9 protein-coding genes are annotated in these 11710 nt (G+C 46.2%); 7 read left to right on the top strand and 2 right to left on the bottom strand.

Annotated features, from left to right (window positions below; genetic code table 11):
• Nucleotides 1-48 precede the first annotated feature (48 nt).
• The gene (gene trmL, locus R7041_RS20805) at nucleotides 49-528 is read left to right on the top strand and encodes a tRNA (uridine(34)/cytosine(34)/5-carboxymethylaminomethyluridine(34)-2'-O)-methyltransferase TrmL (protein WP_025768811.1); all 480 of its coding nucleotides are present in this window, start codon (nucleotides 49-51) and stop codon (nucleotides 526-528) included.
• A gap of 70 nt (nucleotides 529-598) precedes the next feature.
• On the opposite strand, the gene R7041_RS20800 is transcribed toward trmL, so the two are convergent.
• Nucleotides 599-1117, bottom strand: coding sequence for an FxsA family protein (locus R7041_RS20800; protein ID WP_064368832.1), 519 nt, complete (start codon nucleotides 1115-1117; stop codon nucleotides 599-601).
• A 430-nt stretch (nucleotides 1118-1547) separates the two neighbouring features.
• Between R7041_RS20800 and aspA the strand changes: the two genes are divergently transcribed.
• The 4 genes from aspA (at nucleotide 1548) to R7041_RS20780 (ending at nucleotide 7301) form a co-directional block, all read left to right on the top strand.
• Entirely contained in the window at nucleotides 1548-2999 is a 1452-nt protein-coding gene (aspA, locus tag R7041_RS20795; protein ID WP_005382379.1) for an aspartate ammonia-lyase, read from the top strand.
• A gap of 176 nt (nucleotides 3000-3175) precedes the next feature.
• Nucleotides 3176-4483 (top strand): anaerobic C4-dicarboxylate transporter, encoded by a 1308-nt coding sequence (locus R7041_RS20790; RefSeq protein ID WP_005382378.1) that lies wholly within the window; start codon nucleotides 3176-3178, stop codon nucleotides 4481-4483.
• 161 nt (nucleotides 4484-4644) lie between these two features.
• A complete protein-coding gene (locus tag R7041_RS20785; protein ID WP_064368833.1) occupies nucleotides 4645-6477 on the top strand; it encodes a protein-disulfide reductase DsbD in 1833 nt (610 codons plus the stop codon).
• A gap of 194 nt (nucleotides 6478-6671) precedes the next feature.
• Nucleotides 6672-7301: a response regulator gene (locus R7041_RS20780; RefSeq protein WP_206949722.1), complete on the top strand. Its 630-nt coding sequence runs from the start codon at nucleotides 6672-6674 to the stop codon at nucleotides 7299-7301.
• Here the strand turns inward: R7041_RS20780 and R7041_RS20775 are convergent.
• Complete coding sequence (locus R7041_RS20775) at nucleotides 7298-9049, bottom strand: potassium/proton antiporter (protein ID WP_005382374.1); 1752 nt, start codon at nucleotides 9047-9049, stop codon at nucleotides 7298-7300. The two genes, R7041_RS20780 and R7041_RS20775, sit on opposite strands and share 4 nt — an antisense overlap.
• Before the next feature lie 520 nt (nucleotides 9050-9569).
• On the opposite strand from R7041_RS20775, the gene R7041_RS20770 reads away from it, so the two are divergent.
• Both R7041_RS20770 and R7041_RS20765 read left to right on the top strand, forming a co-directional pair.
• Nucleotides 9570-9833: a DUF4212 domain-containing protein gene (locus tag R7041_RS20770; RefSeq protein WP_005382373.1), complete on the top strand. Its 264-nt coding sequence runs from the start codon at nucleotides 9570-9572 to the stop codon at nucleotides 9831-9833.
• Between the two features lie 12 nt (nucleotides 9834-9845).
• Complete coding sequence (locus R7041_RS20765) at nucleotides 9846-11573, top strand: sodium:solute symporter family protein (protein WP_005382372.1); 1728 nt, start codon at nucleotides 9846-9848, stop codon at nucleotides 11571-11573.
• Nucleotides 11574-11710: the final 137 nt, after the last annotated feature.

Below are 11710 nucleotides of genomic sequence, written 5' to 3'. Positions count from 1 at the left end.
ACTTGGGTATATACTGCCCCTCTCTTTGACCAACTCTATTTCAATACCATGTTTGATATCGCTTTATACGAACCAGAAATCGCGCCGAACACCGGCAACATCATTCGACTATGCGCCAACTGCGGTGCAAACCTTCACTTAATTGAACCTCTGGGTTTCGATCTTGAAGAGAAAAAAGTCCGCCGCGCTGGTTTGGATTACCATGATTTAGCTCGCGTAACGCGTCATAAAAACTATCAAGCGTTCTTAGAATATTTAGAGAAAGAGAAGCAAGGTAACTACCGATTGTTTGCCTGCACCACCAAAACCACAGGTCACCACGTTGATGCACAATACCAAACGGGTGATGTTTTGATGTTTGGTCCAGAAACTCGTGGTTTGCCTGCTGAAATCATCGATAGCTTGCCAATGGAGCAGCGTATTCGCATTCCAATGATGCCAGATGCGCGCAGCCTAAACCTTTCGAATGCCGTTGCGATCATTGCTTTTGAAGCATGGCGTCAAATGGGCTTTGAAGGCGCATTGTAAGCGGCACGAATTCCAAATACAGAAAAGGGCGCTTGGTGCGCCCTTTTGTTTTCTTTACTGTCTAACTCAATCAGTTGAGCTTGTTGCGATCATCATCGTCTTTACGCTCGTATTCCCCTTCGAAGGTATTGCCATTATCTGACTGGGAATCAAATGGGTCACGACGGAACGGGTCTTGCTCAAATGGCCCCTGGTTAGAGAAACCACCTTGGAAGCCACCGCCATGCATGGTTTTCACCACCATTTTGCTCATCAAGTATTTAGCTATCGCGGCGCGTGGCGCAGGAAGCAACACCAACATACCAAGGGCATCGGTCATAAAGCCCGGGGTTAACAGTAGCACGCCAGCCACCGCTAGCATTACGCCTTCAAAAATTTTCTGGGCTGGAATTTCACCTTGTTCAAGACGCCCCTGTACTGACATCAGTGTTTGTATACCTTGGCTACGAACCAACGATGCACCAACAAATGCCGTGATTAAGACTAGTGCAATGGTCGGCCATAAACCTAAAAAGCCGCCCACCTGAATAAATAAGCCGATTTCAATGATCGGAACAAAAATAAACGCTAATAATAAGATAGGAAACACACGCCCTCCTTTGTTTAATTCAGTGTAATGGTAAAAGCAGACTAAGCTCAAACGAATCGTTGTAAAAAAGCGTGTTCATACTGGTCTCCTTCTCTTTTAGACAAAGTAGCGGGAGCGCGTTCATTCAATTGCATACCGATTTTTTCGTGCTTTTAAAGTGCTAATTTCGAACTCTAAAAACTCATGTTTGTCGAGGAAAATCGAGCACCCATAAAGGGTTATTAATAACCCGTTCATACTTTGCAAATTATTGACTCATGAAAAACGAAAAAGGTGATCTAGTTACTATTTTTATGCGCTAGGTGCAGTATCATGTGCCACATAAGTCAGGACGGATTTTCCAGCCAAAAATTCTGATGAATGGATTCTAGATTGCAGAAATGGCTAATAAATAACTTTATTATCAGAATTATCATCTAAGGATCCTGCTATGGCTACCCTATCTGATGCTCCAAAAACAGCAAACCCAGCCACTCGTATTGAAGAAGATCTATTAGGTCAACGTCATGTCCCTGCAGATGCGTACTACGGTATTCATACGCTACGTGCGATCGAGAACTTCAACATCTCTAATATGACCATTTCTGACGTACCAGAATTTGTACGCGGCATGGTAATGACCAAAAAAGCAGCAGCGTTAGCAAACAAAGAACTTGGCGCTATTCCAAAAGACGTTGCAAACTACATCATCGAAGCGTGTGATTTGATCCTAGAAACTGGCAAGTGTATGGATCAGTTCCCATCAGACGTATTCCAAGGCGGTGCAGGCACTTCAGTTAACATGAACACGAACGAAGTGATCGCAAACGTCGCGCTTGAGTTGATGGGTAAAGAGAAAGGCCAATACGAATTTGTTAACCCAAATGACCATGTAAACAAGAGCCAATCAACCAACTGTGCGTACCCAACAGGTTTCCGTATTGCAGTATACAACAGCGTACACAAGCTAATGGAAGCAATTGAGTACCTAAAAGGCGCATTCGAACTTAAAGCCGTTGAGTTTAAAGATGTACTGAAAATGGGCCGTACTCAGCTTCAAGACGCAGTACCAATGACAGTAGGTCAAGAGTTCCATGCGTGGGCGGTAACACTAAACGAAGAGATTCGTGCTCTAGATTACACATCTAAACTCCTCCTAGAAATCAACCTAGGCGCAACCGCAATCGGTACTGGTCTAAATACACCAACTGGCTACCAAGCGCTTGCAGTAAAACACCTAGCGGAAGTAACAGGCCTTGACGTTGTTGCAGCAGAAGACCTTATCGAAGCAACGTCTGACTGTGGTGCATACGTAATGACTCACGGCGCGCTAAAACGCCTAGCAGTGAAACTATCGAAGATCTGTAACGACCTTCGTCTACTTTCTTCTGGTCCTCGTGCGGGTCTAAATGAATTGAACCTACCTGAAATGCAAGCAGGCTCTTCAATCATGCCAGCTAAAGTAAACCCAGTTATCCCAGAAGTAGTAAACCAAGTTTGCTTCAAAGTTCTCGGTAACGACAACACGGTTTCTTTCGCAGCAGAAGGCGGTCAGCTACAGCTAAACGTTATGGAACCTGTGATCGCACAAAGTGTGTTTGAGTCTATCTCTCTACTACACAACGCGTGTGTGAACCTACGTGATAAATGTATCGACGGCATCACTGTGAACAAAGAAGTTTGCGAAAACTACGTTTACAACTCTATCGGTATCGTCACTTACCTAAACCCATACATCGGCCACCACGAAGGTGACATCGTAGGTAAGATTTGTGCAGAAACTGGTAAGAGTGTTCGTGAAGTCGTGCTAGAGCGCGGTCTGCTTACAGCAGAGGAGCTTGATGAAATCTTGTCAGTAGAAAACTTCATGCATCCTACTTACAAAGCAAAACGTTACGAGTAATAACGAATCCGAAGGGGGCCACTCAGGCCCCTTTTTTAGGCTCTCATACGGTTAACCACATTTTTTATATGCTTTTATTGCCGCTAAACCACTAGGTTCTCATTCTCTGAGCATTTACTCCTGTTCCTGAGTGTTCAAAAAATCAGAATCAAATAAAAAACTAAAGAGGTATCAATATGGTCATGGTCGAACTCTTCGTGGTTCTGCTCTTCATCTATTTGGGGGCAAGAATCGGTGGTATCGGCATTGGTTTTGCCGGTGGTGCTGGGGTCATTGCGTTGTCTTTGATCTTGGGCGTACCAACAAGCCAAGCTTACATTCCCGTTGACGTAATTTTGATCATCATGTCTGTAATCACCGCTATCGCAGCAATGCAGGTAGCGGGTGGTTTAGACTGGATGGTGCAAGTTGCTGAAAACTTTTTGCGCAAGCATCCTGAGCGCATCACCTTTTATGCGCCTATCGTAACTTACCTAATGACATTAATGGCGGGTACTGGCCACACGGCATTCTCTACTTTGCCAGTGATTGCAGAAGTAGCGAAAGGCCAAGGCGTGCGCCCTTCTCGTCCACTGTCTATCGCGGTCGTAGCATCGCAAATCGCTATCACCGCATCACCAATCTCAGCGGCTGTTGTAGCGTTCGCGGCAATGCTGCACCCATTTGGCGTTGACTACCTAACACTACTAGCAATCTGTATCCCAACGACGTTCATCGCGTGCATGATCGGTGCGTTCGTGGCGAACTTCATGGGCTGTGAGCTAAAAGACGATGCTGAATACCAAGAGCGTCTAGAAAAAGGCTTAATCAAGCTAAATACAGAAGCAAAACGCGAAATCCTACCAACAGCGAAGAAAGCAACATTCATCTTCCTAGGCGCAATCGCATTTGTCGTGTGTTACGCAGCAGCAATTTCTGGCTCTGTGGGTCTTATCGAGAACCCTGCTCTAGGCCGTAACGAAGCTATCATGACGGTAATGCTAGCAGCTGCGGCAGCTATCGTAATGAGCTGTAAAATCGATGCTGGCAAAATCCCAGCCGCAGCAACATTCCGCTCTGGTATGACAGCGTGTGTGTGTGTTCTTGGTGTGGCATGGCTAGGTTCTACGTTCGTTAACGCGCACGTTGACGGCATCAAAGAAGTGGCTGGTGCGCTACTAGCAGACTACCCATGGATGCTAGCACTCGTTCTATTCTTCGCTTCAATGCTGCTTTACTCACAAGGTGCAACCACTGTTGCGCTGATGCCAGCAGCACTAGCAATCGGTGTCGCACCACTTACCGCAGTTGCATCTTTCGCAGCAGTAAGTGCGCTATTCGTGCTGCCAACTTACCCAACGCTTCTAGCAGCGGTTGAGATGGACGACACGGGTTCAACTCGTATCGGTAAGTACGTATTCAACCACCCATTCTTTGTACCTGGTGTGGTAACCATCGCTTCTGCGGTAGCACTTGGCTTCGCATTCGGTGGTCTACTGATCTAGTAGAAACAGAGTCTTACTCGGGGAGCTTCGGCTCCCTTTTTTATTGCCTGTTGTCTTGATTTATGCTCAATAAATCTTCATTTTCATGAAACTTATTGACTCGCCTCCGGGTCTGATTGAGTTACACTAACGGCAATTATCTAAGATGAATTGACTCTTTTATGCGCGCATTACTTTCCGTTTTACTCTTAGGGCTCATTACCTTTTCCACTCCGTCTTTAGCTTTATTTGGCAAAGACCAGTTTAACAGTAGCCAGAACAACAGTTTTGGTAGCAGCAGCGACAGCTTTGTTCCGGTTGATCAGGCGTTTCCATTTAACTTCTACCAGCAAGATGACAAATTGATGCTCGATTGGCAGGTACGTGACGGGTACTACCTATATCAAGAGCGCTTGTCTGTAGCTGGTGAGAAAGTATCGCTAGGCGAACTGCAAATGGAAGACGGCACACCGCATAAAGATGAATTCTTTGGTGACGTGCATATCTATACTCAACCTCTCTTCGTTAATGTACCAATGCATGATTGGCAAGACGGTGCGCGCGTGGTGGTGCAATACCAAGGTTGTGCGAAAGCAGGCTTCTGTTACCCGCCAGAAACTCGCGTGATTCCTATCAGCGCGTTTACTTCGTCGAACTCAGATTCAACAGCGGCGACGACAATACCAAAAGCAGAACAAGCACCAACAGCAACGCCACCAGCGGCGCAATCATCTACGTCTGATGACACATCATCAGCGCCAGTAACACAGCAAGATAGCCTTGCAGCCAACCTTGCTGATAACTGGTGGACACCACTTCTGTTCTTGGCGCTTGGTGTGGGCTTGGCGTTTACACCTTGTGTGCTACCGATGTACCCAATTCTGACCAGCATAGTGCTTGGCAGTGGCAAACTAAGCCAACGCCGTGCGCTAGGCTTGTCATTCGTCTACGTGCAAGGCATGGCGCTGACTTACACCCTACTCGGCCTTGTGGTGGCATCTGCAGGTATGCAGTTCCAAGCGGCAATGCAACACCCTTATGTGCTGATTGGTTTGAGCGTACTGTTCATCGCACTCGCTTTGTCTATGTTTGGTCTGTACTCATTACAGCTACCAAGCAACGTTCAAACGTGGTTAAACAACCTCAGCAACAAGCAGCAAGGTGGTAGCAGTGCTGGCGTGTTTGCAATGGGGGCAATATCTGGCTTGGTTTGTTCTCCGTGTACTACCGCCCCACTCTCTGGTGCGCTGCTTTACGTAGCACAAAGTGGCGACTTACTCACCGGTGGGGTCGCCCTTTACGCGCTAGCGATGGGCATGGGTATTCCGCTGATCCTTGTAGCGGTATTTGGCAACAAGTTGCTACCAAAAGCCGGCGGTTGGATGGACCGAGTGAAAACACTCTTCGGCTTTATTCTGCTTGCCGCACCTATCTTCTTACTAGAACGCATCATGCCAGAAATGTGGTCAACGATTCTGTGGTCAGCACTGGGTATTGCTGCTTTTGGTTGGCTATACCACATCAAAAACAGTCTAGAGTTTGGTGGCTGGAAACAAAGTGCCGTGGGCATAATCGCCGTCTTAGGTTTGCTAGCCTCAGCACAACCTACCTTAAATTACTGGTTTGGCAACAGCACAACACAAACTCAGCAAGCCACTGTTAGCTTTACTCGCATTGCTAACGTGGCGGAGCTTGAAGAACAACTGGCACTTGCGAAAGCGGCAGGTAAACCCGTCATGCTCGATTTCTACGCCGATTGGTGTGTAGCATGTAAAGAGTTTGAAAAGTACACCTTCCATGACCCAAGCGTCGAAGCCAAACTGCAAGACTTCGTTCTTCTGCAAGCGGACGTGACCAAAAACCAAGTGCAAGACATCGAACTACTGAAGCACATGAGTGTGCTTGGTTTACCAACAATTGAGTTTTGGGATGCCAGTGGTGAACACGTTTCAAACGCTCGTTTGACGGGCTTTATGCAAGCCGAGCCTTTCTTAGAGCATATCAAGCAGTTCTGATAACCAGATATTCAAACGCCAGTGATGTCCACTGGCGTTTTTTATTGCTCAGATTTGAATAAGAACATTGCGTTTATATGCAATTTTCCTAATAAAAGTCGATTTGGTTCAGACTTTTAGCGAATAAATATTGTCCACTCTCTCAAAGCTGGACAATAATAAATTTAACGAAATAGTCAAAAGTGTTTAACGTCATGGATTCGACCTACACCATCATTATTGCAGATGATCACCCACTCTTCCGGAATGCCTTGTTTCAATCTATCCACATGGCTATTAGTGGTGCAAATTTGCTGGAAGCGGACTCACTCGACGCACTTCTGGCTTTGTTAGAACGAGAGGAAGAGCCAGATTTAGTGCTATTGGATCTCAAAATGCCAGGAGCAAATGGTATGTCTGGCTTGATTCATTTGCGAGCAGAGCATCCAGATTTACCTATCGTCGTCGTTTCAGCGAGTGAAGAGCCGACGATCGTGACGCAGGTGAAAAGCCATGGTGCATTTGGTTTTATTCCCAAGTCCAGCGACATGCGCGAATTAGTGAACGCACTCAATCAAGTGCTGAATGGCGACCCATACTTCCCTGAAGGGTTGATCACCAATAACGCGGCATGTAATGACTTAGCGGAAAAGATTGCTGCGCTAACACCGCAGCAATATAAAGTGTTGGGAATGTTGTCCGATGGCTTGCTGAACAAGCAAATCGCTTACGAATTGAATGTTTCAGAAGCCACCATAAAAGCGCACATGACAGCGATTTTCCGTAAGCTCGGTGTAAAGAACCGCACGCAAGCCGTGATTATGCTGACGGAAATGAGCGACTAGATTGACGTCTTATCGTCAGACTTACTTTTTTCGTTTGGCAATCGGATACCGACTTTCGTGACCTGCTGATCAACAACATCAGCGACGATCCAATGCAAACCTTGCCACTCGAAATGGTCTCCCAATACTGGCGTGCTACCTAATTGCTCTTCGACAAGGTTTCTCAAACTTTTATCCAGCGGTTCATCCCCCAGATTCAAACCATACATCACGGCAATATCGGCAAGCTTCACTTCAATATCGAGGAAGAAGTCACCGAAGAATCGCGCTAGCGACGCTTTCTCTGGGGCTTCACTAAACAGTAAGCTCAGTGCATCTAAATCCTTTTCTTGTGCTAATACACACAAGGTATCATCTTCCTCAAGACGCGTACTGCCGGATGGGTGCAATAGCTCTTTACTGCGAAATACAGCGGCGATACGCGTTCCTTCCGGCATCGAAAGACTACGTAATGGCTCACCAATGCACCATTTATCTGCTTTAAGTCTATAGATAAACAGCTCCCACTCACTGGTCGGGTAAATCTCTACACCCGTACGCGAAATTGGCTCAGGCTTAGAAGGTAGCTCGACCTTTGCAAGAGACATCGCCTTAGTCAACGTGCCCCCTTGTACTATCAAAGACACCATTACTACAAAGAATGCCAAATTGAAGTACAGTTGAGCATCTGGCAACCCTGCCATCATCGGAAATACCGCGAGGATGATAGGTACAGCACCACGCAGTCCTACCCAAGAGACAAACCACTTTTCACGTGGCGTGAAACTCTTGAATGGCAGTAAACCAATCCAAACAGAGATTGGTCGGGCAAACAAAATCATCCCGAAAGCAAGCGCAAGACCTGGCAACGCAATAGAGAGTAAATTGGATGGCGTAACCAACAAACCAAGCACCAAGAACATACCAATTTGAGCTAGCCACGTCATACCATCTAAAACATGAAGAATAGAGTGGCGGCTGCGTGTTGGACGGTTACCTAATAAAAGACCAACAAGGTAAATCGACAAAATACCACTGCCACCCAAAGTGTTAGATAAAGCGAAAATAAGCAAGCCACCACTGACCGTTAAAATAGAATACAGCCCATCTGGTAATTGATTGCGATTGATAACTTTCCATAAGATCCAGCCACCAGCGAAGCCAAGTAACGCGCCAATACCAAACTGCTTAAGAAAACTGAACGCCAAAAAGCCCGCACTTAAATCTGCGCCAGGGTTCGCTAAAATAGCAATCAGAGTTACGGTCAGAAACACCGCCATTGGGTCATTGGTGCCGGATTCAATTTCCAGCGTTGAACCAACACGTTCGTTCAGGCTACGACCTTTGAGTAGAGAGAAGACCGCGGCAGCATCGGTGGAACCAACAATCGCACCAACCAATATGCCTTGCAATAAATCTAAGTCGAATAACCACGTTGCCATCAGCCCGGTCAAAATGGTGGTGATCGCAACGCCAAATGTCGCCAAAGAGACCGAGGGCCATAACGCAACCCTAAAGCTGGCGACCCGCGTTCTCATCCCACCATCAAGCAAAATGATGGCTAATGCGAGGTTACTAACCAAATAAGCGATCGAAAAGTTATCGAATAAAATGCCGCCTAAGCCGTCTTCCCCCGCTAGCATTCCAACGGCTAAAAATACCAAAAGAATTGGGATTCCCAACTTAGAAGACACTGGGCTTAAAAGAACGCTAAGTGCGATTAACAACGCACCTATTAGAAAAAAACTGTTAATGGTGTCTGCGTCCATTCTCACCCTCCCTTAATGAAAAACGATAATAATTGTGATGAGCAAGGCTACTTCGTTAATGAGGTAATGCCCTAATCTGCCTCCCCTTTACACCGTCTCAAAATGCGAGGTTGTACGAGAATGACTCAGTTATATTACTTTATTGTGCGTTAAAACGGTGATTTGATGCGAAAACTTTATGTAAATAAATTACTTGTGAGCTTTCTTATCTACGCCTTCTCTCTTTAAGAGCCACAAGATCACCACCAATACTTACACAGCATCTCCAAGTTCAATGAAGAAAAGATTAATGGCCCGTCTTAATCATGCCTGTTTATCCAATCAACCTTTAGACCTTTGGCTAACTTAACAGTTTATTAACATAACGTTTTACCCCTTTTTTCGCTGCAAAAGCCCATAATATGGGGGTTCTTCATTTTTAACACCCCGACTAAAGTTGAAAAGAGTTATTGCCAACACCTTGCTAATGTACATATTGAAACATTTCATTAACAACAATACCAATCGTAAGGAGACGGCAATGGCATTTGAAAGCGAAGAAAGAGCCAAAGCCTATTGGGACAAAAACGTGAAGCTCATGATCGGCCTAATGGTCATCTGGTTCGTCGTGTCTTTCGGCTGCGGCATTTTATTTGTCGACGTACTAAATCAATTTCAACTAGGCGGTTACAAACTCGGTTTCTGGTTTGCTCAACAAGGCTCCATCTATGCGTTCCTAGGAATTATTTTCTATTACGCATGGAAGATGCGCCAAATTGACCGTGAATTCGGCGTGGACGAATAAGGAGTCACTCAGATGGATTTGAAAACTATTACCTACCTGGTCGTTGGCGCCACGTTCATCCTGTACATCGGGATTGCTATTTGGGCTCGCGCCGGCTCAACCAAAGAGTTTTATGTTGCTGGTGGCGGTGTAAACCCGATTGCAAACGGTATGGCAACCGCAGCCGATTGGATGTCCGCAGCGTCGTTTATCTCAATGGCAGGCTTAATTGCCTTCATGGGCTATGGCGGCTCAGTATTTCTAATGGGTTGGACTGGTGGTTACGTTCTGCTTGCGCTGTTGCTAGCACCTTACCTACGCAAATTTGGGAAGTTTACGGTGCCAGAGTTCGTTGGTGAACGCTTTTACTCCAATACCGCACGTATCGTAGCGGTTGTTTGTCTTATCATCGCATCAGTGACTTATGTTATCGGTCAGATGAAAGGCGTGGGTGTTGCGTTTGGTCGCTTCTTAGAAGTGGACTACTCCACTGGCCTATTAATTGGTATGTGTATCGTTTTCATGTACGCGGTTCTTGGCGGCATGAAAGGCATCACTTACACGCAGATTGCTCAATATTGCGTACTCATTCTTGCTTACACTATCCCTGCAATCTTTATCTCTCTGCAACTCACTGGTAACCCAATCCCACAAATTGGTCTGGGGAGTACCATGGCTGGTACCGATGTCTATCTACTCGATCGGCTTGACCAAGTTGTGACCGAACTCGGATTTAGTGAATACACGACCCAAGTACGTGGCGACACACTTAATATGTTTGTCTACACCATGTCACTGATGATTGGTACTGCCGGTCTACCACACGTAATTATCCGTTTCTTTACCGTGCCGAAGGTTCGCGACGCACGTACATCAGCAGGCTGGGCTCTGATCTTCATCGCAATCCTTTACACTACAGCACCAGCGGTATCAGCGATGGCTCGTCTCAACCTAATGAATACGGTAAATCCAGCTCCGGGTCAGCACCTAGCGTATGACGAGCGTCCTGCGTGGTTCAAAAACTGGGAAACAACTGGACTACTCGGTTTTGACGATAAAAATGGCGATGGCAATATCCAATACACTTCAGATGCGTCCACCAACGAACTGCGCGTTGATAACGACATCATGGTATTGGCTAACCCAGAGATCGCTAAACTACCAAACTGGGTGATCGCACTTGTGGCAGCAGGTGGTCTTGCAGCTGCACTATCTACCGCAGCAGGTTTACTACTCGCCATTTCTTCAGCTATTTCCCATGACTTAATCAAAGGGGTTATCAATCCGAACATATCCGAGAAAAAAGAGCTACTTGCTAGTCGAATATCAATGGCAGTAGCGATAGCAGCCGCAGGCTATCTCGGTCTAAATCCGCCTGGATTTGCCGCAGGTACGGTAGCACTCGCCTTTGGTCTTGCCGCTTCATCCATCTTCCCTGCATTGATGATGGGCATCTTCAGCAAGAGCATCAACAAAGAAGGCGCAATCGCCGGTATGATTGCGGGTATCAGTATTACGCTGTTCTACGTATTCCAACACAAAGGCATCCTTTTCGTTGCTGATTGGAAGTATCTAGAAAGCTGGGGAACAAACTGGTTCCTAGGTATTGAGCCAAACGCGTTTGGTGCTATTGGCGCACTATTTAACTTCATCGTCGCATTCGCTGTCTCCAAAGTAACAGCAGAAACGCCACAAGAAGTAAAAGACCTAGTCGAACACGTTCGCGTGCCAGTAGGTGCTGGTAGTGCAGTGGATCACTAAAAACTAATCAAAACCACAAAAGCCCCGTTTGGAACCAGCCGTCCGGGGCTTTTTTATTCTCACTTTTCAGTTACCATATTCGCAGTATGTCGTTGCAAGGAAGCCAAGATGTTCAAAAACAAGCACTTTATTCTCGC

Origin of the sequence: Vibrio sp. 1751 (genome assembly GCF_033339895.1) — a bacterium.
GTDB classification, from domain to species: Bacteria; Pseudomonadota; Gammaproteobacteria; order Enterobacterales; family Vibrionaceae; genus Vibrio; species Vibrio alginolyticus.
This window is presented reverse-complemented; position numbering and strand designations above follow the sequence as displayed.